We start from the raw sequence: 26,754 nt of genomic DNA on the forward strand, positions 1-26,754 counted from the left end.
GTGGCTCTTCTAGCGACGAGCCGCCAGCACCTTGCGGTAGATATCCAGCGTGTTCTGCGCACAGGCATCCCAACTGAAATGACGCGCACGCCCCAGCCCTGACTGAACCTTGCGCTCACGTTCTTCAGGCTGTTCCAGGACGGCGAGCATTGCAGTGCTGATGCTTTCTGCACTGTGCGGGTCGACAGCCCATGCTGCATCGCCTGTCACTTCCGGCAGTGAAGAATTATTGGATGCGATCAGCGGGCACTGTGCCGCGAATGCCTCGATGGCCGGCAGGCCGAACCCTTCATACAGCGAAGCAAACACCAGCGCTCCGGCACTTTGCAGCAGCGCCAGCACCTCATTCTGTGGCAGGTAACTTAGCCAACGGCCTTCGCCACGTTGTTGTAGCGCCTCAAGCTGCGGTAGCAGTTCTTCGTTGCTCCAACCGTCACGCCCGACAATCACCAACGGATGCTCTTTACGTACCTGTGCGGGCAGTTGCTGGAAGGCTTCAAGCACGCGCTGCAGGTTCTTGCGAGGCTGCAGTGTGCCGACTACCAGAAAAAAGCCGGGTTTGAGGCCATACATGCCCAGCACCCTGTTGCGCTCGGCGGCGCCGATGCGCTCGAAATACACAGGGTCCACGCCCAGGGGCGTGACGCTAATGCGCTCTGGTGCGATGCCCAGGTGGCTAATCATGTCCTGCTTGCTGTATTCGGAGATGGTGATGATGTGATCGGCACGTTTAATGCTGGTTGTGAACAGCCAGCTTTTCAGGCGCTTGAGGTCTTGCTTGATCCATTCCGGGTGTAATACCGGAATCATGTCCATGATCGTGGCGACGACAGGCACGCCTTTGATCCGCGGTATGTGATGATCCGTGGCATGGAACAGCTGAACGTCTTTGGCGATGCTTGCTGAGTTACCCAATGGCAGTTTGAGTACGCTGCTGAGCACCGCATGAATGCGGTAGTCGCTGGACAACTGTTGTGGCTGACCACAGGCCAGCACTGGCAGTTGCTTGCCGAAAGCGTAAGGTTTGACGTGGATATCTTCAGCCTGACTCAGCTTGTCCAGGTTGTGCCAGAGCGCCCGGGAATATATGCCGATGCCGTCCAGATGGCCGGCACGTTCACCTTTCGCCCAGACAGTACAACTCAAGCCTATATCCATGTTCTGTCGTTCTCGATGTCGATCAATTACATCACTTCTCAATGGTGTACCAGGGCAGCGGATTACGCTTGCGTGCGGCGGATATGCGGAATCGGCTGCGGAATCGGGCGCGCAGACTAACATGGGGCGACCCGGCTCGCACGGGGTGGTGAGCAGTTACGGCGGCGGAGTTACTGAATGGTAGGCATATTGTTGTGGCCTTCATGTTGCATAGCAGCCAGAGCACCCGGATAATGGGCCTTTGCCACGCCCTAGTGGCCCAAGAATGGAGCATCTATGTTCACCCCTGTAATTCTGGCTGGCGGTAGTGGTTCGCGGTTATGGCCTTTGTCGCGGCAGAGTTTCCCGAAGCAGTTTCTTGCCCTTGATGGCCAGGATCAGGGAACCATGTTTCAACGCACACTGGCTCGCCTGAAAGGCCTTGAACACGCGCCTGCGGTTGTTGTGAGCAACGAAAATCACCGCTTCATCGTCGCCGAGCAGCTACGTGTTGCGAAGATGGGCAGTCGTCGTGTCATCCTCGAGCCGCTCGCCCGCAACACTGCGCCGGCCATCGCTCTGGCTGCGCTCGAAGCAACGGCTGATGGCACCGACCCGATTCTGCTGGTACTGGCTGCCGATCACCATATCCACGACGAAGAAGCTTTCCGACAAGCGGTAGCAGTTGCTCAGGTGCACGCCGAGGCGGGTCGCCTGGTGACGTTCGGGATTACCCCGACTCACGCTGAAACCGGTTTTGGCTACATTCACTGTGGTGAATCCATTGCTCAGGGTGGCTTCGCGATCGAGGCGTTCAAGGAGAAGCCTTCGCCGGAAATGGCTGCCGAATACCTGTCCTCGGGTGCTTACCTGTGGAACAGCGGTATGTTCATGTTCCGTGCTTCGGTGTTCCTGGCTGAGCTGAAAAAGCATCGCTCCGACATCTTGTCTGCATGCCGCGTAGCCTTGGCTGACTCCGATGCCGACAGCTACTTCCTGCACGTCTCGTCCGAGAAGTTTGCCTTGTGCGCTGATGAGTCAGTGGACTACGCGGTCATGGAGCACACCGATCTCGGTCTGGTCGTACCTTTGGACGCAGGCTGGAACGATCTGGGCAGTTGGGCTGCGATCTGGGACGTGGGCCCGCACGACGAGAACGCCAACCGCCTTGAAGGCGACGTGATGGCCATCGACACGCGCAACTGCCTGGTGCAGTCGCACCATCGACTGGTAGCCACTGTCGGCGTCGAGGACCTGATCGTCATCGAAACCAAGGACGCCGTCCTGGTTGCCAACAAGCACAACAGCCAGCAGGTCAAGGACGTGGTCAAGCGTCTGCAGGCAGAAGAGCGTCCTGAGTTCGTCACTCATCCACTGGTCAACCGCCCGTGGGGCCACTACGACACGATCGATCTCGGCGAGCGTTATCAGGTCAAGCGCATCAGCGTACTGCCAGGCGAGTGCCTGTCGCTGCAGATGCACTACCACCGCGCCGAGCACTGGATCGTTGTATCCGGTACCGCCAAGGTTATCTGCGACGATCAGGAACTGATCCTTTCCGAGAATCAGTCCACTTACATACCGCTGGGCGTCAAGCACTCGCTGGCCAACCCTGGCAAGGTGCCGTTGGAGCTGATCGAAGTGCAGTCCGGCTCGTACCTGGGCGAAGACGACATCGTGCGCTTTGAAGACCGTTACGGTCGTCTGAAGAAGTAATCCGGCATCCGCTGCATGCTGGTCCGAACGCCCCGCAAACCTGTTTGCGGGGCGTTTTTCGTTGGGGAAGGACCGGTTTGTCCTGTCTATGTGTTTGCCACCTGAGTTGGAGGCGTCCTCGACACCGGCCCATTCGATGACGTTACCCGGAAATATCATCAGGGATGTGACGCCTCCCCAAGTGGAGGGCTGACCGGGGAGGGCGTGAACCTGTCTTGCGATAAAGCTCCAGTGCCTGGGAGTGATGACGTACCGTGAGCGTAGGATGATCGATAACCTGTGGTAGCTATGCGGTAGCTGTCACAGGAGCGCAGCCTCAAAACGACAAAACCGCGCCAGGGCGCGGTTTTATCGAGGTGTGCAGTTCGAAGTGTTTCAGGATGCTCCTGAAACCGGATACTCGAATCAGACGTTAAACGGTCTATATCTGTCTATGTGCTTGTTTATTAACGATTAATTGATAAAAAGACAATTTTGTACTCGATTTTATACTCATCTGCCACTTCTCTGCTTCATTCGGCCACCAGATAGCACCGAGTCATTCCCATGTAGTATCGACCGATAACCGCTGATTCGCGTCAGACGAACCATTAGGCGTCCGCACGTCACTCGGTGGTCGACGCGTGGAAGGACAAAGTATCGCTAAAGCACGGTTGACCCTCCCGGTTGTTACTACGGCCTCGTGCAGAGGTTAGCTACGTGACTGAGATGACAGACGCAGATGTGAATGCATTATGGTGCGAAAGTGTGGGTTTCCCGGCAAAATCAATTGTTGAGGCATCGGACTGTGGCCATGCGTCGCTTACCGCCTCGCCCTGGAGGCTCAGAACGCACCAGCAGGTCCTCGCCGGTCCAGGGGACATCCTGGTATAGGGGTGTCCGGAGGCAATTCAGAGGTTCGTGGCCATCATAGCCATCTTTATGGGAGGATTTTTAGATGCCTGATTAAACGCGGTGCTACTCATCGTCAAAAGCTCTCCTGTCTCGCTTCACTATACAGGCATGGCAGAGACACGGAACGGTCATGACTACGAGATGGAATCAAGGAGATTAAAATGGTCGACCAATCCTCTATTCCAGAAGATGCTAATTCTTTAATCAAAAAAATTGATGACCTGATAAGTTCAATTGCAGATAATGACTCACTTGTGAGAGGAAAGTCTGTTCGCTCGAAGCTCTCAAAACTAGTTGATGAGTGTAACGCTCGACACCTCATAGCTAAGACAAAAATTGAGAGCTTTGAACTGTTGGCGTTTACCATAAATACGGAAGCCGTGTTACAGCATCTGAACCAGGATATGAGAAGTGACTGGTTCGTAGATGCGATCCAGCATCGAGATTTATTTGAGAGTAAATCATCACTTAGTGATACTTTGAGAATGCTGTTGTCAGCTGATAACGGTAGATATTTGGGAGGCGATAGAAAGATTTATGACATACCCAAAAAAGGGCTCGGAATCCGATACTCATTAGAGACGGATTTTTATGATCGATTCATATACCAAGCAATCTGCTCCTATTTGATGCCTTTTTTCGATCCCTTACTCTCCCATCGGGTTTTGAGTCATCGCTATAATAAGCACAGAACATCCGAGCGATACATATTTAAAAGCAGGATTGAGCTTTGGAAAACCTTTGAGGGGGTAACAAAGACGGCGCTAAAAAACAATCAGAGCCTACTGGTCACTGATTTGTTGAATTATTATGAAAATATTACTGTCGCTTCGATAAAAAGCGCATTCGAAAAGCTATTGCCGAAAGTTAACGCGACAGGTCCAGAAAAATCTTTGATACGAAACGCTATACATACGCTTTGTGAGCTTTTAGCTAGATGGAGCTATGATGACCTTCATGGGCTTCCCCAAAATAGAGATGCATCATCCTTCGTCGCTAACATTGTGCTTAATTCTGTTGACCAGGCCATGGTCACAATGGGGCATGACTATTACCGATATGTGGATGACATTAGAATAATATGCACATCACCGCGCTCCGCAAAAAAAGTTCTAACGGAGCTCATTAGTCAGCTCCGAACGGTCGGTATGAATATCAACCCCGGAAAGACTATAATACTTACTAAGGATAATTCAGACACGGAAATAGCAGAGCACTTTCCCACAACCGATGATCGCACCATGACGATTGATAGCATGTGGCGCTCTAGGAGTCGGAGAGTCATCGCTCGCTCTGCAAAATATATTTACGATCTTCTAAAGGAATGTATAGATAATAGGCAGACGCAGTCCCGACAGTTTCGGTTTGCTGTGAACAGACTCATACAATTAGCTGAATCAAACCTGTTTGACGTCCATAACTCTGTAGCTACAGATCTCAAAAAGTTGCTAATTGAAACGTTGGAAGAACATGCTGCATCAACAGATCAGTATTGCCGAATACTCGGAGTGTTAGCACTCAATGAGAATGATCTAGATCAGATTTCCAAGCACCTTAGTGATTATGAAAAATCTATTCACTCTTGGCAAAATTTCCATCTGTGGTTGCTGCTTTCAAAAAAAATTGTATAAGTCTGAAAGCCTGATAGAACTTGCACTTGATCGAATTCGCCTTGACCTACTCCAGCCCGAAATTCCCGCAATATTTATATATCTTCGCTGCGTAGGCAAGAGTATGTTGCTAGTGCCGCTGATAGAAAGGTTCAGATCAACCTGGCCCTATTACCATCAGCGAAATTTTCTACTGGCAACTAGTGACCTAGATAGGGATACCCTTAAGCCACTGATCCCTGAGTTATCCATTAAACTCAAGGGGACAGTTGATCGAGCTCGATCGCACTATAATAATGGCTTGCCTCTTCTTGATAGGGAGCCGCGAAGCCCACTAGACCTATATGAAGAAATAACTCCCTATGATTAAAGCAAAGAAAGTGCTTATGTTTGTCCGGGATTATACTGACTCAGGAAATGATAAGTTTTTCTTTTGGGGAGATAGCACGCTGAGTAGTGTTACTATTCAGCAATTGGTGCTCGAAGAAGCTGAAATAGTTTGCCATGATTATTGGCTGATAGCTCCAAGGATATTTGCGTCTGCTCGTAGATTGCCGAAAACTGTAACCGACTTGGAGGAACTTAGAATAATGTCCTCAGGCGTAAAGGGTGATCGTGAAAAACGAGAAAAAATAGATATTTCGAGTGCGCTTCAAGATTTCGCTGACAGCGAGGTGATTAAATCATACATTGATATATTCCAAAAAAAATCTCCAATTGACGAGGTTATATTACAGACGATTGGGGAAGCTCTATTCAATCTATCGGTGAAGACAGAATTAGTTGCTAAAGACAATAATGAATGGGAAAGGTATACAACAGTAGAGCGCCCCGTTGCTGACTACCTGATTAGTTCCGCAGCGGCGGGAATTGCAATTGACACGACAAGGCTTAGGATTCATAAAGAGAATATCGAGTTCGATTATTATATGGCTCTGAAGCAGTTCTCCGCAAAATACGACGTACCCCTTGAGCTGCCATCAAATGACGACATAATTCGTCGGCTTGAACCTATGGGCTACGATTTTTTGGGCGTAGATGTTGAGTATGTACTCAACTTTGTTCCGATGAATGATAACTTCGCGATCGATCTCCTAAGATTGAGAAAAATCGCAAAATCTCGAAGTGTTCTCAACGCTATCCCGCTGAGCCAAAAAAGAATTTATCCCATAGTTGATTGCTTCGGCTCCATTACATCGAGAATTTACTTTAAAGATCCGTCTCTGCAAAATCTAGCAAAGCATCACAGAGATATACTTGTTCCCGATGAAGGCCGCGCTTTTTCTTATGTGGACTATGAGCAATATGAAGCGGGAATTATGGCTGCTTTATCCGGCGACGAGAAGTTGTTAGAATTGTATGCGGATGGCGACCTTTATAAGCAGGTGGCCAATGATATATTTGAAGGTGAGGGCCGGCGAAAAGAAGCCAAACGGCTTTTCCTCTCTTACGCCTATGGTATGAAAAATAGACATCTAATAGATGCAGCTTTCGGGTATGGCGCTGATCGGCGTGCAACCAAAACCTTTTTCAAGCAATTCTGCAAATTTGAAGAGTGGAAAATTTCCGTCCATGATTCATTTGGTACAGATCAGAGAATCGGCACAGTACTAGGTAATTACCTCAAGCGAGATCGAACGGGTCCCCTAACAGACAAAGAAAAGCGATCTGCTGTGAGCCAGTTAGTGCAAGGTACAGCGTCTTTGATTTTCAAGAAATCCTTGATGAAACTTCGGGACGAGGCGGGGGCAGGCTTAAAAGTTCCTATGCATGATGCTGTCCTCTTCGAGCACTCATTAGAGTTCAACCCTCAAGTTGTCTCCGATTTATTTTCGAGCACGATGACTGAGCACTTTAGTGGCAAGATTATCGGTAAGGCGTCGCTTAGCCCTTTCTCATCTAAATTAAACTCATGATTCTAACTTCGGCGTTATCCTGTTTTCGAATAGCTTTAAGGACTGAGCATATCTGTTCTGAGTGAAAGCCGGGTCAGGGGCCGCCGCACCGGCTCATCGGGCCTGCCCGATGAACGGAGCGCCGGGGCGAAGCCTTCACCCTTGATGCGGTTGGAACAATCCCAGCCTCTGCAAGGGTAGCTGATGGGTGCTCTTCCCGTCAGCTACCCGCCGCGTCGCAAGGCAGACTTGGGGCGTCCAGAGGGGCAAGGCCCCTTTGGCCCGAGCGGAGCGGATGGGATTGTCTCGACGGGATTTTCGAGACGCGGCCTCACGAGCCAAAAACTGATCGGCAGCGTATTCGAGTGCGGCCCAATATGCTGGATCTAAAATCAGCAGCTCGCCTTGGACAAACTTATGCGCAATCATGCCTCCACCCCTGGAAGCCAAAGGCCACGCTTCACAAACTGCTTGAATGCGCCTTCGACGTACAATGTTCCGGTGTGTACCTGCCAAGCCCGATAGCTCCACTTGATAGCAAGGATCGAGAAAGGCAAGGCCATCGACAAGATGCTAATGCAGGTCATCGCCATGCCGCCTGTTGCGAGGCTGTACAAGGCGATCAAAGGGCAAAGCGCAGCTAGTATCCAAAACATCCGTGATTGTCGTGTGTGTGATTTGATCAAGCCCATCTGCTCTTGTTCGCTCATGCCATTGAGTCGGGCACGACCCCTTTTGCTAATGAGGGGAATCACTACCTCATTGATTGAGCGTGGATCGCGCTTGGTGAAAACGTTGAAGCCACAGCCACCCGAACAAGTCCACGGGTAAAGCGCATTTTTGTCTGGCTCTGCGTCTTTGTGAACGAACATCACTCCCCTGTCGCACGCAGGGCAATGCGGGTTTCTGATCGTGTTCACCAGGTCTTTTAAATGCTGATGGTTTGTGGAGATGTTACGCCATCCGAAAATCGAAAGAGGCATAGAAACGAACGTGAATTTTGCAGCCTTTTTTGCAGTTTTCAAAATCGTCATTTCAAAGCACCTTACGCGCACTGCGGCGACGTTTTACAGGAGTATTTGTTAGGATTTTTTCAGCTACAGCGATGAGCACCGCCATGATGCCCTGAGAGGGTGATTCTTCTACCTTACATCTGTGTTTCATGGTTCCGATCTCCAAGGTTGTTGGTACAGACTACTGGCCTACGGGATGCGAAAATTACTCTGATGGTGCACGGTGCGGGATGTGCAGCTTTTCTCGTCTGTGTGCTTCGATTATTTGATCACACCACCCTTGCATTACCTCGCAAATGTGAGGTGAAAGTTGTATAAGGACAGGTTCCTGAGCGGGAGCAGTGCGTATGTAACCACCATCCAACCAACTTTTGGAAAGCTCGCAATAGCGCAGAATAACTTTGTTTATTTCTTTGTTATTTGCATTGCCTAAGCCATGCATTGTGCTCATTGCAATAATCGCAAGACTAGACATTGCAAAATTTGCCTCTTTTATGGTCTTTGCCTGCTGTTCATTTTCTTTTTTAAGCTGGGCATAGCCCGCTTTCCATTTATTATTGACCTCGAGCCATTGGCTATTTGCATCTTCAAAACCTGCGTCGTAACCTTCATTGCGTCCTTTTTGGTAACCCTGCCTGCGGCCGATAATGACCCCAGTGGTTTCTGCATTAAAGTCATATGACATGATTTCTATTCCTTTATGAAATTATGGGCTTGTCGTTGTTTGCGTTACGGTCCTGACTATTGAATTTATTGACTTCGGACGAAGAATCTTTTCCATCTGACTCCGCAGGATTAGCTGAAGTCTCAGGCAAAACACCACCTCGTGGGCCCAGCATCAGACTTTCACCATCTCGGCCACCGGGCCGGGTCGAGGATTCAGAAGAGGACGCACCACCTAATGATTCATCAGCCATATTAGGAGCAACGCCTTGTGGGCCTATGTTAAGTGGAGCCCCCCCGTCTTTTCGGCCACCCCGATCACCACCATCGTTATTGCCGCTGTCAACTCGAAGGCCAGATGTTCCTCCTCCTGGAATTGGCTTGGTTCCGCCACTAACACCGCCCAAACTGCTTGGCCCAAATTTTTCTGTGTTGCTTCGCATCTCGCTAGTAGCTTGCGTCGACCCCATAGAGTCGATGCCGATGCCGATCCATTTCAAGACCACATCCGGCAAAGTCTGCGATAGTCCAAAGATCATGTAGATGACAGGCAGCAATAGCAGACCATACATGATTAACCAGTTGCGCCACTGGAAGAACTCAACAAACCAGCCTAAAGACTCCGCACTGGTCACGTTGGCTGCGTGCATCGCCCAAAATGCTTTACTGATGTACAGCAGAATTGGATTTGCTATTGCCATCGCTGCAAACAAACCGAAAACAATCAGTACAGGTCGAGCAAACAGGGACAACAACATTAAATAACCTTGGGTCTGCGATCCAACAAACGAACGTTCTGGCGTCATGTGCGTCAATGCCCATAGTGGCGCAGCAACAACTGATTGCAGAACACCAAGCACCCAGCCGACCACGGCAATAATGAAAATGGTATAGGGCAGTGACGGCAGAAAAACACCAAAGTAAAATGCTAATACTCCTACCCAGCTAGCGACTTCTACCAGTGGTTTTAAGAAATTGTAGATTACCCATTCAAGCAACGTGTCAGCTAGCGGGGTGGCGTCAACACTAGTTCCGAAAAAAGATACTGATCCAACCCCAGCTGCTACGGCCTTGGCACCTGATAACGCAGTATGCACGACACGATTAGTTGTAATAGCGGATGCCTGCATAAGTGCCAGTACATCACCAGTAGTCTTGATACGAGAAATTGCGTCAACATCACCATCCGTGCCAATCAGCGTGGCTGTAACGCGTTCCATGCCCCAGCCGATGAAGTTACTCATAATGCTGTCGCCACGGCTACCCAAGGTGTCGACATTCAAATCATCCAGCGATGCCGGAGCTAAAGCAGCTTTAATATCTGCTGCATTAGGCGTTACGGGTTGTTTGTAGCTTGAGCCATCAAGCGATTTGCTAATAATTGCTTGATAGATGTCACCGCCACTGTAAAAATGACCCCCTAACGCCAACCTAGAATTGACCCCCCTGGGTAAAACTGGCGGCTTTGAGCTGCCAATATGTTGACCCAGGAGCAGTCTGTGGAAATTAAAGTGTTGGCCCGTCAGGGCCATGGCATCAAATTCATCGCCCGTGAGCTGGGTATTTCGCGTAACACCGTGCGCAAGTACCTGCGAAAGGCCCGGTCGCTACCCAGTGACAAGGTGAGACCCGCACGTCCGTGCAAAATCGACCCCTTCAAGGACTACCTGCACGAGCGTATTGAGGCGGCGCGCCCACACTGGATTCCGGCGACCGTCCTGCTGCGTGAGATCACGGCATTGGGGTACAGCGGCGGCGTCAGTCGTCTGAAGGCTTATATTCGCCCCTTCAAACGTAAGGCAGAAGAGCCGGTGGTACGTTTCGAGACACTGCCCGGCAAGCAGATACAGGTGGACTTCACCACCATTCGACGAGGCCGTCAGCCGCTTAAGGCGTTCGTGGCGACACTTGGTTTTAGTCGAGCAAGCTTTGTCCGTTTCTCCGAGCGAGAGGACAGCGAAGCCTGGCTGACAGGGCTTCGGGAGGCGTTCGCTTACTTTGGCGGCGTGCCCGAGCAGGCATTGTTTGATAACGCCGGAACCATCATCACCGAGCGAGATGCTTTTGGGGAGGGCCAGCACCGTTGGCATCCCCGATTGGCTGCGCTGGCCGATGAGTTTGGTTTTATTCCCAAGGTCTGCCGCCCTTACCGTGCCCAGACCAAGGGCAAGGTTGAGCGCTTCAACGGGTATCTGAAGGGCAGTTTCATTACCCCGTTGGCCGCTACGCTCAAGAGTGCGGGTCTGACGCTGGATGTGGTGACGGCCAACGCACATATCGGCCAATGGCTCGACGAAGTCGCTCATCAGCGGATTCACGGCACGACGGGTGTTCAACCGGCGGTACGTCTGGCCCAAGAGCAGCAGGTACTATTACCACTGCCAACACAGAGCCTGCGCCCACAACCCGCCCAAGGCCTACGCCTGGGACGGGTCCTGCCGTACGAGAGCTTGCAGCATCCGCTGTCGGTTTATGAGCAACTGCTGGAGGTGAGAGCATGAACCTTCAACATGCTCGCCTGACAGAACTATGCAAGGGGCTAAAGCTTGAGCGCGTCGGGGTGGACTGGCCGCACCTGGCCCAACAAGCAGCAAGCGGCGAAGACAGCTTTGCCGACTTCCTCGAAAAGCTGCTGGCTGCCGAGACCGATGCCCGAAGTGAACGCTCTCGACAGGCCCTGCTGAAAACTGCCGCGCTGCCCGCTGTGAAAACGCTGGAGCAATACGACTTCGCGTTTGCCACCGGCGTCCCCCGGGCACAGCTCCAGGAGCTGGCAGCACTGAGTTTTGTTGGACGTGCCGAGAACATCGTGTTCCTGGGGCCTAGTGGTGTAGGCAAGAGCCACCTGGCTATCGCCCTGGCCTACCGGGCAGTGATGGCCGGTATCAAAACCCGCTTCGTCACGGCGGCTGACTTGATGCTGCAACTGACCGCTGCGCACCGCCAGGAACGGCTCAAGGAATACTTCAGTCGTGTGGTGATGGCCCCTGGGTTGTTGGTCATCGATGAAATCGGCTACCTGCCGTTTGGTCGTGATGAAGCCAACCTGTTCTTCAATGTTGTCGCCAAGCGCTACGAGCAAGGCAGCCTGATCCTCACGAGTAACTTGCCGTTTACCCAGTGGGCCGGAACCTTTGCGGATGATCAAACACTGACAGCGGCCATGCTGGACAGGCTGTTACATCATGCCCATATCGTGCAGATGACAGGTGAAAGCTATCGACTCAAGGACAAGCGCAAAGCAGGAACCAAATCTTCTCGGGCCGAACCGGCTCGAAAATATGAACCCGAGGGGGGTCAAAACTAAGTTGGCGATTTAGCACGGAAGGGGGTCACTTTTTAGTTGGCGTTGACAGATAGACCGTTTGGTAACTGTTTAATGCCAACCGTGCCGCCGCGTCTTTAGGCAGCATATTGAGGTTTGGCTGCGTTGCAACTGCAACAGGCTCTGCAAACATAGCCCCCATCTCCTGCCTAATGCCGGAGAGACGTTGATAAAATCCCCCCGCCATTGCCCAGCCGTCTTCTGTTACATCATCGACGTACTTAGCCATTATCTTTTGTAGTGTCGTATCGTTCGCCATTTGGGACGTTAGATTTTGAGTGAGCGTATTTTGGGCTTGATTGATAATGAGGTTAAAGCGATCACTCTTAACGGTATCCCATCCGTTCTTGTTTATATCCGTGGGCCAAGTTCTCACCCATGCATCAATATCAGCCATCACCTTGTTCATGGCAATGATTTTGGCGTTAAGCGTGGCAAGCCGTACCGCCTGCATCGCGGCCTTATTGCTAGTAATCGTAGCAGGATCAAAAATTGAACCCGTAGAGGTAGAGGTCGTTATCAGCTCCGCAGGAACACTAAAGCTATAGACCTTGATCGATCCACAAATTGGCGTTCCACCGCCAAGGTTGGTGGCCGTATTGCGATCTTTGATGAGATACGTTGCAGCCTGTCGTCCAATGCCGTCATCTACCTTGGAGTCAGGCGTTGAAAGCGCTTGTACAGCGGTATGCTGGTCAAGCGAGCCGTAAATTGCGTTGAGGGATCTGGCGCACCAGCTCGACGCCAAATAGGCTTGGCCAAACTGGCGAATGTCGTACAACGGATAGTTTGGGTTGGGCTTCGCGCCACTGCCAAATCCAAGCTGGCTACTAACGCTGCTGAGCGATCCGTTAACAATCCCGTTTTCAACACCGGCTTTGAATACGCCGTTGGCAAAACCAATGCCCCAAAGTCCAATTGTCAGTACGATGATCTGGATAATCGAATAGCCGCTTGAAGCGGGCAGTAAGGCTCCACCACCGAACACGATGCGCAGCGGAGTCCAAAGCGAACTCCATGCCTTGCCCATCGCTTCGCCCTCATTAGCCGTGTTAGCGACGCCGATAATGGCGATATACGAAACGAATAAGGACGCCAGTATCAGCAGACCAGAGTTGTACTGTACGAACATTGAGGCCAGCACGTTAGAGGTCGCAGTAACCGTTTCAGGGTCATTGCCTTGTGACAAAGCGTCAATGACCGGCCCAAAGACTGCTCTAAGTACTCCCACACTTGCATCTGAGCAACTGCTTGCGCCGTCCGTTGTGTCACACGGTGAAAAGGGCATTCCTGCCATCTGGATAGTCTCTCGGGGGGAATTCACGAGAAAGTCTATAGGCGTTCGGCATCCTTTAAAAGGTATGTAAAAACTAGGTTATGGACTATAGTCCATCTATTAAGAAAGTTTTGATTTAAACCATTGTTTTTATTATTAAAATATATTTTCATCTTGATGGGGGTGTATGTATACATCGCAACAATGATGTTTATTTAGAATGGTCCGTAACGTAGACTCCGGTCACTCAGCAAATTGCCAGCAGATAAGGTGAAAAGTGAGATTCAAGCTCAAGTATCAAGACAACAAAACTTTAGGTATTCAGTACGTTGGCAACTCTGTGACTTGCGTTCGCATGCTCGATGAGACGACCAAGGGCGGCAATCAAAAGCAAACCTATGTCTGTACGATCAGCCGATGGGATACCGAGCTGCCGCAACATGCAATCCAGTTACTAACAAAGGCTGAAGTAGAGGAGTGGAAGGCGTGGAAGACAGCCCACGATGCTGCGTTTAGACGTAAGCAGCTGGAAGCGTCACTGAATACTTTACCTCTTACGTTGAGTTATGCGGCCACTGCCTTGACCGAACTGGCGTGTACCGTCGGTGAGTCCCGGAAAGCTGCTATCTGGGCAGCTTTGGATGCATTCAATCGCGCCCTGTTGAACGCCGGAGTAGACCGCCCCTCACCAGCTCGCGGTCGGCTACCTTCGATAAAATTGGCGTCCCCAGAAATAGGATTGCCAATAATGCCGAACCTTGAACAGCTCGGCTCTCCGCTTGAATGTGCCTATCGCGGGATAGTGGAACGCTATAAGGCTTTACAGGCTCGCTATGCCGCCACAAAATCAGATACCGATTAGACGGCTCAAAATTTTTTGCCCCAGACAGCAAGCCGTTCTTTCATCAATTGGCCGTCGCGGCGCATTTCTGTACGCAGATCGTCCAGCTCCTCTGGGGTGAGCGAATAATACAGCGACCTCGTGGGTGGTTCTTCAGTTGTGCGCTGCCCATCGACCCCTTCCTGGTCGAACTGCTCTCTATCGAATGTCATACCGTATACCTCTACGTATTCAAAATTCGCATGGCACTCACGCCCCCAAGGATCATGCACCCACAAATCACCAAAACCGTCTCGAATGACGTAATACGCCCCAGGGTCGTTACGCACCATGAGCGGCAAAACATCGTCGAACTCTTGCGTTTCCGGGTTGAACCGCCACACGTACTTCATTGTATCGAGCATGATCCACCCTCACATATCCAAATCCGGCGAGTCCCGGTTCAATGAGTTCTGACGCTCACGCTCTCGTTCTTCCTGATGCTGCTGCAAACGCTGAGCTTCGGTCTGCCGTGCTGCTCGCTGAACGTCCTGATTCGGTACTGCTGGCTCACTATCAACGTGCGTATTCATCAACGTGAGCCTCGCATAATCGCACTTTTTTATCCAAGCATTTACTGATGAATCATGCGTTTTTAACGCCTGATTCCACGCATCATCTCTAAACTTAATAGCGTCGGGATGATGGCTGTTTAAGTGATCGCGCCGAGCCTCGGATGGTCGCTCTACGTTCTTGCCAAAATCATTGTCCCACTGCATGGCCTTGCCCTTCGCCATGTGTTGGCCAATGAAGCCGACTGCCTTCTCCGGGTCTGGCCGCTCACCCCACGACTCCCGGTATGTACAATCTAGCCTGGACCGATACTGAGCCACATCAGCCTCGACAGCATCCATCTCAACATAATCACGGACTGGCCGAACCGGTGCCGGTGCTGATAGCGCCTGCCGGGCCTCATCTCGCGCCATAGCAGCCTGCCGGTGCACTTTCTTGGCCTCGTGCTGACGGATACCATGGAGCTGCTTTTGATCCTCCACGAAGCGCTGACGCTTTTGATCAATGTCGGCCTTGATTGCTTCTTTGCGTTGCTGCTCTAGTTCAGGATCAGCAAACCGCACATCCAGCCGTCGCTCCACCGCCGTCGAAAGCACTCGATCCCTGAATTCCTGCCCACCGTGTACCGCTACAGCGTCGAATTTTTCTTTCGCCAGCAGCAACCCCATCTCGATACTATCTGCATCGTTTCGACTGTCCTTGTTGAAGGTGATGCGCCGTCCTTCATCACGGAACGCCAGCCGGTCATTGACCGTATAGTTCACCGCACCAGTCGAACGATCAACAGCCCACGTAACGCGCTCCGAAAGCCTCGCAGGTCTAGCCGGGTCAAGATCGCTATCCGAAGTAGCCGTGAAGTAGGGTCGCTGTACGTCCGCGACATCCGGCTCTTGCGGATGTTTGCCTTTGCGTTTGTCTGCGTAGGAAAAGCCCCGAAGCTGCGCTATAGCTGCTGGATCGCCGACCTCTGCACAATCTGCAACCCATTCCCGATAAGAAAGATGTTTCTCTTTTCGTAAACTGGCATTTTCAGCTTTAAATATGGCTTTTAGTTCGTCTCGTTTGGCCGCAGCAGTAAACGCTGCGACCGACAGAAGTGCTCTGCGATGGTTGCCGTCTAGCCCACTTCGCCGGATGCCTTCCCGTTCTGCCCTAAGTAGATCGGTGAGGGCTTTACGCCGCAACTTCTGAGTGTGAGCTAGCTCAGCCTTAGCCGGAGCTTTCATAGCCTTCCACTCAACGACAAAACCTTCATATTTGCCGCGCAACTCTGCGCGTTCTTTGGCGCGCTTCTCGCGGTTGTCGGCACGCTTGGTTGGATCGCGCAATGGGCGATGCTTGCTGTAGTTCTGATTCTCTAACGCTTCCCGGTCAAAATACCTGGTTTTAAGTGGCTCGTATGGGCCAAGCTGCTTTATGAGTTTTCCCCCACCCAACCCCATTTCAGATGCCTTGATCGGAGCCTGGGCGGTATCACTTACCGACGCCACGTAGAAAGCGTTGTTTCGGTCATTTGCTGGTCTCAACTCAAGTCCATGAGTGGCAAGTATCGTATGCAGCGCCTGCCACGAAGCTTTCGCGGATTCCATTAGCGCCTTGGCATCATCTTTGGGCGGTCCTTTGGCATAGCTCGCTAACGACTCATTACCACTGTGAACTTCAAACTGCCGGGCCTTCTCCGGCAAATCGGCGCGACTCCCTTCCCGTGCCTTGAGCCGGTGTGCCGCACTCGTATAAGTCCAATCTATAGACTTCTTACCGTCAACCTCTTTGACGGAAAAAGGCCCATTATCGTGTTTCCACCCTTGGTCAATTTCGATCTGCCGCATTGCCTTATCTAATGTGAATTTCGAATACGACATTTTCGGTACTCGGTGTCTATCTGGATGAACCTTATTCACCATGATATGCAAGTGCACATTGTCGGTATCACGGTGTATGGCCGACAGATACTCATGACCGTTAAGCCCAATAGCAGCGAGCGCAAATTTACCCGCATCAAAAGCTTGATCATCGGTTGGGCAGTCTCCTTTTGACCAGCTCAGAACGAGGTGCATTACCGGATCTTTCGTGCGCTTACTTCGAACCGAAGTACCCCACATTTCAATCCACGCGGTGTCCTCAGAAAGGCAGTTAGTTTGCACTGCGACAGCTCCTTCAGTGACCTCACCGGTCTCAGGATCAATACCATGTCGAAAACTATTTATGTACTTGGATAGACTACGGAAACTTGTCTTTCCATCGCTTCGTCGGCCAACGATCTTAGCGATCATCGCTATCCACTTCCTCGACGTCAGGCGCTATACGTTTGAGTGCTCTTGTCTCCTCGTCAACGGCATTCTTAAACGCAATCAATAACTCAGATGTTTGCTGTGAATACGCACCGCGGCTGCTATTAAATAAGTTTTTTTGCAATCCGCCTAAACTACGGAGCTGAGCTGCAAACGTCTTTATGTCTGCACAGATGATGCGATCTGATTGGTTCCTTATGCGGCGACTCAATCCAGCACAACGAATAAACATCGACAACGATATGCCTGCATCCTCAGCTTTAGCTTTCAATGCATCTGCCTCTTCGGGCAAACAGCGAGTGTGAACGACCACAGTTCGTTTCCTTGTATCCGAACCAGAACGACCATTGACCATAACAAACTCCGACTCTAATGGCCGCACGGCGGCAGGGGTCTCGGGGCGCAGCCCTGAGCAGGGCAGGTTAGGGGTGATGACGAGCGAAGCGAGGAAGAGCCCCGGTGAGATACCAGCACGAAGTGCGCGGTAGCTCAAACCACACCCTGTCCTCGATCATCATGATTTCCACGGAGAAGGTAGCTTGGAGTTTTTATATGGTCAAATACGGCTCGGCGCCTAGAGAAAGTACGTACTTACACAATGTTCGCACCATGATGCCACAGAGTTGCCACAGAGTTGCCACAGAGTTGCCGCAATATGTACACAATCTTACCATGCAGTTACCACATTGCTACCACAAAGCTACCACAATGGTTACACGCTATAGCCACAGAATTACCAGTTTGTTAGCACAGTCTTACCATACTAGTACCACTATCTTTGGAACGATATATGGGTCAAAATTTTTCGCTTTTTTCATAAAATGACTTGATGCGTTGAGGCGCTATACAAAAAAGCAAAGGGCTTTTTGAAGGGGAAGGTTGATCAGCCTTCAGAACTGGCCGTGGTTTCCGATGCGCCCCATAGGGGCTTTGCCCCTCTGGACTCCCCACACTCGCCCGCGTGGCGTCGGGAGCCTGGGATAGAAGCGCTCCCAGTCACCCTAGCGAAGGCTATTGGCCTCGAACGCGTCAAGGGGCCGAGTCCTCGCCCCTTCGGTGCTGCGGGCCGCACCAACCCCTTGACTCGACCATTAGACTTCAGACATTTTCAAGATATGATGAGCGACGCGTAATGAAAAAATCAGTATAAAAAATTAAGAGGGGGTTGCGGTGCAGATTTTGACAGTTTCAGATTTTGAAAAAGTGGCCGTTAGGTATTCAACTTTGTTCTATTCAAGATCTCTCAAGGATGGCCCGAAAAATATCGCGTATTGGATATCAGTTTTTTTCTTTGTGCTAACAATGTTTTTTATGTTCTACAGTTTGGTTGAGTTAGCGTTAGGGCGGGATGCGAACACAGGCCTAGCAATGATAGCTGTTCTTTTTGAATTCGTCGGTTTGGCAGTTTGGATTGCTTTTTATGAGCCCGCTTACAGATATGACAAGCTAAAAAGGTCAGGCTTAAATATTTCCGAAGTGCTTTGTAAAAAGCAAGATAGAGAAATTATCAAAAGCATTTGGCTTAAAAAGAATTTATCTGTCCCGCCTGATAAGTATTTTGAGTTGGCCAAGAATTTGTATGAAGTTCAGGGTATGCTCTCCGAGTCTAGAAAGAATAAGCAGCTGGGTGATCGTTTTTTGAGTAGCTTTTTCAGCCTTAAGCCGCTTCAGACCTTGCTTTCAATTCCAGTTATATTGGCTATGATAAATTTCGCATTTAAAATACCTGGCGTGGAATTTACAGTGTCGAATATTGACCTCTCGGTTTTCATGATAACCGCTGCGAAATATTCGCTCACCCTTTTTCTTATTTCATTGACTCTAGTTTTGATTGTTGGGTTGTTGTTGACGATGTCTATAGGTGTTTTCGAGCTGGTTAGTGAAACCTACAGAGGCAAATGCTCAGATTTGACTAAGAGAAGGTTTGTTAGAGCTTTGCTTGAACGAGCCGACTTGGTTGGGTGAGTGTGGCGTGCTGATGTGATCTATGCTCGTACTGTCCGAAAACTTACGATGTATGACTTCGCTCACTTTGGTTGATTTAATTTGGTTAATAACAATTAGTTTGTATTTTAGGTATCTGGATGGTGCATTTTTTATAGGTTTTCTGTGGGGTTTTCGAGAGCGCCTATCTAAGGTAGGACCCAAGGGGAAAACGCTCTCTGAATTATTTGTTAGGTGTTTAACTCTCTCCGAGTAGCCGATTTGTGAGTGAGTGCAAAAGCGGATTTTGGAGAATTAGCGATGGATGTGAACTGTTTGACTATCAGGTCGACTACCATCCGCGCATCATGAATCAGTGTTTTTTGCGCAATGGTCTGGGAGAGCGCGTTGTGGACGTCGATCCGTTTGCTAGGCGGGGTCTTCGACAAATCGAACGGCGTTGCCCCCCTAGTGTCGTGTTTTCTTTTACTAGTTTCTGTTTAGGTTGGTAGTTGGTGTTATCTACAACGCTTCCCGATACGGTATCCATCCCATATTCATCAGGTATCGCAGAGGTATCATCGTCCGAGCGCTGCATAGCCTTGTCTATCCAAGCTTGCTGCTCTCTGTTAGTTAATCGAGATTTCGAATTAGTGACGAAATCCTCTTTCCACTCGGGCGGAACGTTCATGTATAGGAATTTCAAAATGCCTATGGATGAACCATCCTCATGTTCTCTTTTTAAAGACTCTCCGGCTTGCGGCCCCTGCGGGACCGCAGATATCTGATGTACACCGGATTGCACACCCAGAGCGCGACTATTTGCAGCCTGGCTCGGAGTGGGTTGTGGGGAAGCTGAATAGATTTGGCCACGTGTCCCAGGCGCAGCCTTGGCAGACCTGAGAACTCTCACAGTGGCCGGTTGAGATATTTCCCTGAGAATGTGCTTGTAGCTGGCCACCGTTCTCACCGAAACGCCGGCGAGAGCCGCTATCGCAGAACGGACCAGTGCCTTGCCCTGGTCTTGAAGCTGCCTGCAAGCAGCGCGTATTTTGGATTCTGTGGCTTTGTGCCGCAGCTCATTAGTGCGCTGCGCAGCCAGACTCTGCCGCTCTTTGAGCGACAAGCTGCCATCGAGCTGCATTGCGCCTCGATGGCAGCGACGATCACCGGTGTACCGATCCCACGTCCAGCGACCTACGGATTTGACCGTGGAGCGTATCGACGACAGCGGCAGGTTTTCCGAAAAACCCTGTTTGAGAAAGCTGTTGTGGTTGTACGCATACGCATCGAGCGAGCGCATGAACTGTCACCGCCACTGTAAAAATGACCCCCTAACGCCAACCTAGAATTGACCCCCCTGGGTAAAACTGGCGGCTTTGAGCTGCCAATATGTTGACCCAGGAGCAGTCTGTGGAAATTAAAGTGTTGGCCCGTCAGGGCCATGGCATCAAATTCATCGCCCGTGAGCTGGGTATTTCGCGTAACACCGTGCGCAAGTACCTGCGAAAGGCCCGGTCGCTACCCAGTGACAAGGTGAGACCCGCACGTCCGTGCAAAATCGACCCCTTCAAGGACTACCTGCACGAGCGTATTGAGGCGGCGCGCCCACACTGGATTCCGGCGACCGTCCTGCTGCGTGAGATCACGGCATTGGGGTACAGCGGCGGCGTCAGTCGTCTGAAGGCTTATATTCGCCCCTTCAAACGTAAGGCAGAAGAGCCGGTGGTACGTTTCGAGACACTGCCCGGCAAGCAGATACAGGTGGACTTCACCACCATTCGACGAGGCCGTCAGCCGCTTAAGGCGTTCGTGGCGACACTTGGTTTTAGTCGAGCAAGCTTTGTCCGTTTCTCCGAGCGAGAGGACAGCGAAGCCTGGCTGACAGGGCTTCGGGAGGCGTTCGCTTACTTTGGCGGCGTGCCCGAGCAGGCATTGTTTGATAACGCCGGAACCATCATCACCGAGCGAGATGCTTTTGGGGAGGGCCAGCACCGTTGGCATCCCCGATTGGCTGCGCTGGCCGATGAGTTTGGTTTTATTCCCAAGGTCTGCCGCCCTTACCGTGCCCAGACCAAGGGCAAGGTTGAGCGCTTCAACGGGTATCTGAAGGGCAGTTTCATTACCCCGTTGGCCGCTACGCTCAAGAGTGCGGGTCTGACGCTGGATGTGGTGACGGCCAACGCACATATCGGCCAATGGCTCGACGAAGTCGCTCATCAGCGGATTCACGGCACGACGGGTGTTCAACCGGCGGTACGTCTGGCCCAAGAGCAGCAGGTACTATTACCACTGCCAACACAGAGCCTGCGCCCGCAACCCGCCCAAGGCCTACGCCTGGGACGGGTCCTGCCGTACGAGAGCTTGCAGCATCCGCTGTCGGTTTATGAGCAACTGCTGGAGGTGAGAGCATGAACCTTCAACATGCTCGCCTGACAGAACTATGCAAGGGGCTAAAGCTTGAGCGCGTCGGGGTGGACTGGCCGCACCTGGCCCAACAAGCAGCAAGCGGCGAAGACAGCTTTGCCGACTTCCTCGAAAAGCTGCTGGCTGCCGAGACCGATGCCCGAAGTGAACGCTCTCGACAGGCCCTGCTGAAAACTGCCGCGCTGCCCGCTGTGAAAACGCTGGAGCAATACGACTTCGCGTTTGCCACCGGCGTCCCCCGGGCACAGCTCCAGGAGCTGGCAGCACTGAGTTTTGTTGGACGTGCCGAGAACATCGTGTTCCTGGGGCCTAGTGGTGTAGGCAAGAGCCACCTGGCTATCGCCCTGGCCTACCGGGCAGTGATGGCCGGTATCAAAACCCGCTTCGTCACGGCGGCTGACTTGATGCTGCAACTGACCGCTGCGCACCGCCAGGAACGGCTCAAGGAATACTTCAGTCGTGTGGTGATGGCCCCTGGGTTGTTGGTCATCGATGAAATCGGCTACCTGCCGTTTGGTCGTGATGAAGCCAACCTGTTCTTCAATGTTGTCGCCAAGCGCTACGAGCAAGGCAGCCTGATCCTCACGAGTAACTTGCCGTTTACCCAGTGGGCCGGAACCTTTGCGGATGATCAAACACTGACAGCGGCCATGCTGGACAGGCTGTTACATCATGCCCATATCGTGCAGATGACAGGTGAAAGCTATCGACTCAAGGACAAGCGCAAAGCAGGAACCAAATCTTCTCGGGCCGAACCGGCTCGAAAATATGAACCCGAGGGGGGTCAAAACTAAGTTGGCGATTTAGCACGGAAGGGGGTCACTTTTTAGTTGGCGTTGACAATGAACGACTCGAACGACCCCAGCTCACGCTCGCGATTGACGATGCTGTACGCAAAATAGCGCAGTTGCTCGAACAGGATGCAGTGCCGCGAATGGCTGACCTGATCAAGCTTCGGACCTGTGGCCCAGGGTTTGACTGTCAGCTCCACCGCGTTCGCCAGTTCGCCCAGTTCATACACGTGGCTGTGAAATTCGGTCGTCTCCCACCAGGGGTGACCGGGTGTTTTGGCCACCGGGCCACCGTGGTAGTCCATGTCCGCGTCGAGGCGAGCGGCAAACGCGGTATAGATCGCTTTCATGTACTGAATCGGCTTGGCCCGTGCGTTCTCTGTAGTGCACACGGACGGCACGGCATAGAACAACTGGGAATGGCCGCTTTTGCGGTTACGCACCATCAGGTTCGGCGCAGGCAACGCGGCATCGTCCCAGGCCAAGGCGTTGGCATGGTCCAGGTCGAACACCAGCCAGGACACCATGCCGAGGCGATTGACCTGCATATAGGGATAACGCAGCGCGTATTCACGGGGACGAACGCGGGTCGCGGTTTTGTCGTCACTGCACCGCGCCATGTACGGCGCTTCCAGCAATAATCGGTTGAGCGCAGTGCCGTCTTCGAAAAAACGCGCCGGAGGCATGTGGGTGCTAGTGGCCAGCGGATCGACGTTGGCCTTGGGTGAGGTCGCGTGGGCAGGACTGATCGCGTTGTCGTGGATCATGCTTCACCGCCTTGGCCAGCAGGTTGGCCAACGGCGTGAAAGGGTGGGACACAAGGGGTCAACTGGCGGGGCAGGGTGCTGTCATTAAGGACGCACAGCCGCTGAAGAATCTTTTCCATAAGTCCACCGTTCAGCGGTGAACTGAAGACTTCACTTTTAATGGCTTAAAGATTTCCTGCCTTGTCCGTCGGCCCATTTCAGCTTCTCCCTTGTGTGGTTTTGCGGGCTGCTGCACGGGCCTCCAGCCAATGATCAATTTCGTGCTCGAGAAAACCGATCACACGTCCGCCGCCGATGCTGATGGGTTGTGGAAAGTCGTCTTGTTTGCACAGCCTCCACAAAGATGTTCGGCTGATAGCAATTTTTGAGCAGGTATCTTGGATACGAAGAACTCTCATGGCACGCCTCGAAACGTTATGGAATCGAGGGCATGGTCATTTCATCTACCGCCTGGAGCACGGACATCAATTGGTCGTTTTCTGAGGTGTTGGTGTCCGTGCACTAGGTTACGCACTAGCTTAAGGGAGGGGCAGAGAGATGATAGATCTACTGATTTGGTGGCTTGTGGGTAGGCGACGTCCAGCTTCAGAGGCATAGGCAGATGACAACCCATCAGCCCGAGCGCGAAGACTTCACGGCAAAATGGCGTACTGCCTTCGATCACGGTGTCTTGGTCGAACGCAAATGATTGGCCAAGTCGATGCAATTACTCAGTAGTGCTCAAATGGTGGACAGTTTGATGGCGAAGCGCTAGCGTGGCGAGAAAGAACTGCCAAAATGTAGGGATAAAAAATGAATATTGTCGGTGCTCGATGGTGGAAATTTGATTTTCACACACACTCTCCCGCTTCTTTTGATTACAGTCCTACAGATATAAACCTTAAGAATACTATTACACCGAAGCAGTGGCTATTGGACTACATAGAAAAGGGCGTTGAATGTGTTGCAATTACTGATCACAATACTGGTGCATGGGTCGACCAGCTGAAAATAGCCGCAGAAGAGCTTCGGCAGGAAAACAAAATCATCACGCTGTTTCCGGGCGTGGAAATAACTGCTAGTGGTAATGTCCATATATTGGCTATATTTGACCCCTCCAAGAGCAGCAGCGATATTCAAGCTGTCTTGGGTGCGGCAAAATTTCGTGGAACTTGGGGGGATAGCGATTCGGTAACTGAAGAAAGTCCTGAAAATGTGATCGAGGAGATTATAAAATACGGCGGCATTGCCATTCCTGCGCATATTGATATGAAGGCAGGAATGTGTACTCAAATTTCCTCAATGCTGACATTAAAGCAAATATGCAGAAAAGCGTCGGCTGTGGAAGTCATATTTCCAGATGCAGTGGCGGGAGATAAGTCTTTTGAAATATTAAAAGGATACAAGTCTCAGAATTTTGGACTCCCAGAGGTGATAGGTTCGGACTCCCATCACCCAAGTAAAATTGGCAGGGCATTTACTTGGGTTAAAATGTCTACGCCGTCTATCGATGGTGTAAGACTTGCCTTGCTAGATGGTTCCTCATCCATAAAGCGGTTCAACAAAGTTGAGCAGCCTAATGCAACCTCTGACAACTTGCTGATATCTATTTGCATCGGTAACGCCCAGTATTGCGCTCGAGACAAACCGTTAACAATACAATTCAACCCGTGGTTAAACTCGATAATAGGCAGTAGGGGGAGCGGAAAGTCTTCTATTTTGGAATTCATCCGAATTGGGATGGGGCGAGACAAGGATATTTACAAGCTGCCAGAAACAAATGAGATAAGGTCATCTTTTGAACGGTTCGCTCAGATTCCATTAAATCGAGAGGCGGAAGGTGTTCTTCATAAAGATATGACTATTTCATGTGTAGTATTCAAGCAGGGCGCTTATTACAATTTAAGCTGGGGGATGCAGCGTCCAAATATTGTTATATCAAAATGGGAAAATAATCAGTGGCAGGTTGAGGTGGGAGATGCATCTACTCGCTTTCCAATGAAAATATTCAGTCAGAAGCAGATATTTGACCTGGCGAAAAATCCATCTTCCCTTCTTTCTTTAATAGATGCCTCTAGTCAAGTAGATTATAGTTCTTGGGAGATGGAGTGGGCAGACAAAAAAAATCTATATGTTCGACTTAGTACTGAGGTAAGAGAGCTAACCGGTAGGCTTGAGAATAAAGATGTTTTTCTAGGGCAGCTAGCGGATTTAAATCAGAAGATATCTATCATCGAAAGCTCGCAACACTCGGTTGTCCTCTCTAACTTTCAGCAGGCTGGAGCTAAACGATCAGCTTTAGAGCGCTTTCATAAAGATACCGAATCCGCACTGTTGCAGCTAGATATAATGGCAAATCTAAACTTGCCTGATGTGGTCGAACATGTTTTTTCAGGAGAAGTCGAGGATGCAGAAGCTGTTCATGAAAGTCGCAGGTTGATCGCCGATTTAACTGTATATAAAAAACAAATGCATGAAATCTTACAGAAATCGATATCAAGGGTTAGTGAATATCGTCAGTGGATGTTAGGCTCGGCGTTAATGAACAAAGTTGCGGGCGCTGAGTTGCAATATGAGAATTTAGTTTCTCAGATGGCTCGGAGCGGTGTGACCAATCCTTCGGAATATAAAGACCTTACAGTCGCTCGGGATGTGTTAAGTCGAAAAATAGAAGAGCTCAATGCAGTAGAGCTTAAAATAACTGAAACCCGAGGTGAGCTGACTGGCGTATATAACCAGCTCTGGAATCTAAGGAAGGCGCTTACGGCCCGCCGTATTTCATTTATCGATCAAAATGTAAATAACAATCCTGCCTTGCACTTGAGTATTGATCCATTGGCGAATACAAGTGAAATGGAGGGGACCTTTAGAGCTGTAATTGGTAAGCAAGATAGTACTTTTTCGAGCGACATTTACGATTCGGAAAAAGGACAAGGTGTGCTTGTAAAACTTTCAGAAGGGATCGGTTTGATAGCGTTTGATCAGTCAAACATTGATTCCGTCGATCTAAGATTGCAAAAGGTTCACGACTTTAAATTGGATATATTGAATCTGAAAAACTCTGTCCTAGCAGTCTCTGTAGGTAAGAGGTTTTCAGACTACATTTCAGCGATGCCAGCCCAGAATCATGATTTATTAAACTGTTGGTTTCCAGAAGATAGATTGATTGTGCGGTATAATGACGGACATCGCTTCAAGGATATCTCGCAAGGGTCTGCGGGCCAAAAAGCTGCGACTATCTTGTCCTTCCTTCTCTCGTATGGAGATGAGCCATTGATTCTAGATCAGCCTGAGGACGACCTAGATAATGGTTTGATTTCAAGCCTAATTGTTACGCGGCTTCAGCAAAATAAGGCACGCAGGCAAATCATTGTCGTTACTCATAATCCCAATATCGTTGTTAATGGTGACTCTGAATATGTGATTGCTCTTGAGGATAAGGGGCAAATTAAACCCAGCGCTACTGGAGGATTGCAAGAGCTAGAAGTCAGGAGGCAGGTATGTGAAATCATGGAGGGGGGCGAGATAGCGCTTGCTCAACGCTACAAAAGAATGGTGAACATTCACTAGGCTTATTCTTGGTGGCACAGTACGTAGTGATCCTAGGTGCTCTGGGCGTTTCGTGATGGTAAGGGTCATTACACTGTGTAGAAG

General features: G+C 50.7%; 19 protein-coding genes and 2 pseudogenes. 10 read left to right on the forward strand and 11 right to left on the reverse strand.

The window, feature by feature from the left end; genetic code table 11:
* Positions 1-9 precede the first annotated feature (9 nt).
* Positions 10-1,158, reverse strand: a complete 1,149-nt coding sequence (locus PCPL58_RS06830) for a glycosyltransferase family 4 protein (protein WP_065349099.1) — start codon at positions 1,156-1,158, stop codon at positions 10-12.
* 276 nt (positions 1,159-1,434) lie between these two features.
* Between PCPL58_RS06830 and PCPL58_RS06835 the strand changes: the two genes are divergently transcribed.
* From PCPL58_RS06835 to PCPL58_RS06845, 3 genes are all read left to right on the forward strand, one after another.
* Positions 1,435-2,853 carry a mannose-1-phosphate guanylyltransferase/mannose-6-phosphate isomerase gene (locus PCPL58_RS06835; RefSeq protein WP_004419137.1) on the forward strand — a complete coding sequence of 473 codons (1,419 nt, stop codon included), beginning with the start codon at positions 1,435-1,437 and terminating at the stop codon, positions 2,851-2,853.
* A gap of 1,055 nt (positions 2,854-3,908) precedes the next feature.
* Positions 3,909-5,378, forward strand: coding sequence for an RNA-directed DNA polymerase (locus PCPL58_RS06840; RefSeq protein ID WP_232002898.1), 1,470 nt, complete (start codon positions 3,909-3,911; stop codon positions 5,376-5,378).
* Positions 5,379-5,719: 341 nt separating this feature from the next.
* Positions 5,720-7,273: a DNA polymerase gene (locus tag PCPL58_RS06845; RefSeq protein ID WP_065349100.1), complete on the forward strand. Its 1,554-nt coding sequence runs from the start codon at positions 5,720-5,722 to the stop codon at positions 7,271-7,273.
* Positions 7,274-7,677: 404 nt separating this feature from the next.
* Here PCPL58_RS06845 and PCPL58_RS06855 read toward each other — a convergent pair whose 3' ends face one another.
* The 3 genes from PCPL58_RS06855 to PCPL58_RS06865 form a co-directional block, all read right to left on the reverse strand.
* The gene (locus PCPL58_RS06855; protein WP_057433984.1) at positions 7,678-8,286 is read right to left on the reverse strand and encodes a hypothetical protein; all 609 of its coding nucleotides are present in this window, start codon (positions 8,284-8,286) and stop codon (positions 7,678-7,680) included.
* A gap of 184 nt (positions 8,287-8,470) precedes the next feature.
* Positions 8,471-8,950 carry a FliH/SctL family protein gene (locus tag PCPL58_RS06860; RefSeq protein WP_065349101.1) on the reverse strand — a complete coding sequence of 160 codons (480 nt, stop codon included), beginning with the start codon at positions 8,948-8,950 and terminating at the stop codon, positions 8,471-8,473.
* A gap of 13 nt (positions 8,951-8,963) precedes the next feature.
* Positions 8,964-10,460, reverse strand: coding sequence for a DotA/TraY family protein (locus tag PCPL58_RS06865; RefSeq protein ID WP_232002899.1), 1,497 nt, complete (start codon positions 10,458-10,460; stop codon positions 8,964-8,966).
* Here PCPL58_RS06865 and istA (PCPL58_RS06870) point away from each other — a divergent pair.
* Entirely contained in the window at positions 10,407-11,429 is a 1,023-nt protein-coding gene (gene istA, locus PCPL58_RS06870; RefSeq protein WP_002551322.1) for an IS21-like element ISPsy4 family transposase, read from the forward strand. The genes PCPL58_RS06865 and istA (PCPL58_RS06870) overlap by 54 nt on opposite strands.
* Positions 11,426-12,235 carry an IS21-like element ISPsy4 family helper ATPase IstB gene (gene istB, locus PCPL58_RS06875; protein WP_005741073.1) on the forward strand — a complete coding sequence of 270 codons (810 nt, stop codon included), beginning with the start codon at positions 11,426-11,428 and terminating at the stop codon, positions 12,233-12,235. Before istA (PCPL58_RS06870) ends, istB (PCPL58_RS06875) begins: the two co-directional genes overlap by 4 nt.
* A gap of 25 nt (positions 12,236-12,260) precedes the next feature.
* Here istB (PCPL58_RS06875) and PCPL58_RS06880 read toward each other — a convergent pair whose 3' ends face one another.
* Positions 12,261-13,550: a DotA/TraY family protein gene (locus PCPL58_RS06880; protein WP_232002900.1), complete on the reverse strand. Its 1,290-nt coding sequence runs from the start codon at positions 13,548-13,550 to the stop codon at positions 12,261-12,263.
* A gap of 256 nt (positions 13,551-13,806) precedes the next feature.
* Here PCPL58_RS06880 and PCPL58_RS06885 point away from each other — a divergent pair, with 256 nt between their 5' ends.
* The gene (locus tag PCPL58_RS06885) at positions 13,807-14,391 is read left to right on the forward strand and encodes a hypothetical protein (RefSeq protein WP_005733568.1); all 585 of its coding nucleotides are present in this window, start codon (positions 13,807-13,809) and stop codon (positions 14,389-14,391) included.
* Positions 14,392-14,396: 5 nt separating this feature from the next.
* On the opposite strand, the gene PCPL58_RS06890 is transcribed toward PCPL58_RS06885, so the two are convergent.
* From PCPL58_RS06890 to mobA, 3 genes are read right to left on the reverse strand one after another with little or no spacing between them, the layout of a single operon-like run.
* Complete coding sequence (locus PCPL58_RS06890; protein WP_057433100.1) at positions 14,397-14,774, reverse strand: hypothetical protein; 378 nt, start codon at positions 14,772-14,774, stop codon at positions 14,397-14,399.
* A 9-nt stretch (positions 14,775-14,783) separates the two neighbouring features.
* The gene (gene traI, locus PCPL58_RS06895) at positions 14,784-17,195 is read right to left on the reverse strand and encodes a TraI/MobA(P) family conjugative relaxase (RefSeq protein ID WP_057433098.1); all 2,412 of its coding nucleotides are present in this window, start codon (positions 17,193-17,195) and stop codon (positions 14,784-14,786) included.
* Positions 17,185-17,706: a plasmid mobilization protein MobA gene (gene mobA / locus PCPL58_RS06900; RefSeq protein WP_232002903.1), complete on the reverse strand. Its 522-nt coding sequence runs from the start codon at positions 17,704-17,706 to the stop codon at positions 17,185-17,187. Before mobA ends, traI begins: the two co-directional genes overlap by 11 nt.
* Positions 17,707-18,383: 677 nt before the next feature.
* On the opposite strand from mobA, the gene PCPL58_RS06905 reads away from it, so the two are divergent.
* Positions 18,384-19,178 carry a hypothetical protein gene (locus tag PCPL58_RS06905; protein WP_065349103.1) on the forward strand — a complete coding sequence of 265 codons (795 nt, stop codon included), beginning with the start codon at positions 18,384-18,386 and terminating at the stop codon, positions 19,176-19,178.
* A gap of 676 nt (positions 19,179-19,854) precedes the next feature.
* On the opposite strand, the pseudogene PCPL58_RS29195 reads toward PCPL58_RS06905, so the two are convergent.
* Positions 19,855-20,442, reverse strand: a pseudogene (locus PCPL58_RS29195) (primase C-terminal domain-containing protein); the annotation flags it as partial.
* A gap of 86 nt (positions 20,443-20,528) precedes the next feature.
* Here PCPL58_RS29195 and istA (PCPL58_RS06910) point away from each other — a divergent pair.
* Positions 20,529-21,551, forward strand: coding sequence for an IS21-like element ISPsy4 family transposase (istA, locus tag PCPL58_RS06910; protein WP_002551322.1), 1,023 nt, complete (start codon positions 20,529-20,531; stop codon positions 21,549-21,551).
* Positions 21,548-22,357, forward strand: a complete 810-nt coding sequence (gene istB, locus PCPL58_RS06915) for an IS21-like element ISPsy4 family helper ATPase IstB (protein ID WP_005741073.1) — start codon at positions 21,548-21,550, stop codon at positions 22,355-22,357. The genes istA (PCPL58_RS06910) and istB (PCPL58_RS06915) overlap by 4 nt, the downstream gene beginning before the upstream one ends.
* 47 nt (positions 22,358-22,404) lie before the next feature.
* Here the strand turns inward: istB (PCPL58_RS06915) and PCPL58_RS06920 are convergent.
* Positions 22,405-23,121 (reverse strand): annotated as a pseudogene (locus PCPL58_RS06920) (replication initiation protein); the annotation flags it as partial.
* Between the two features lie 197 nt (positions 23,122-23,318).
* Positions 23,319-23,519, reverse strand: coding sequence for a helix-turn-helix transcriptional regulator (locus tag PCPL58_RS29200; protein ID WP_080544384.1), 201 nt, complete (start codon positions 23,517-23,519; stop codon positions 23,319-23,321).
* A gap of 394 nt (positions 23,520-23,913) precedes the next feature.
* Here PCPL58_RS29200 and PCPL58_RS06925 point away from each other — a divergent pair, with 394 nt between their 5' ends.
* Positions 23,914-26,670: a TrlF family AAA-like ATPase gene (locus PCPL58_RS06925; protein ID WP_083188335.1), complete on the forward strand. Its 2,757-nt coding sequence runs from the start codon at positions 23,914-23,916 to the stop codon at positions 26,668-26,670.
* Positions 26,671-26,754 lie beyond the last annotated feature (84 nt).

Source organism: Pseudomonas cerasi (genome assembly GCF_900074915.1).
GTDB lineage: Bacteria > Pseudomonadota > Gammaproteobacteria > Pseudomonadales > Pseudomonadaceae > Aquipseudomonas > Aquipseudomonas cerasi.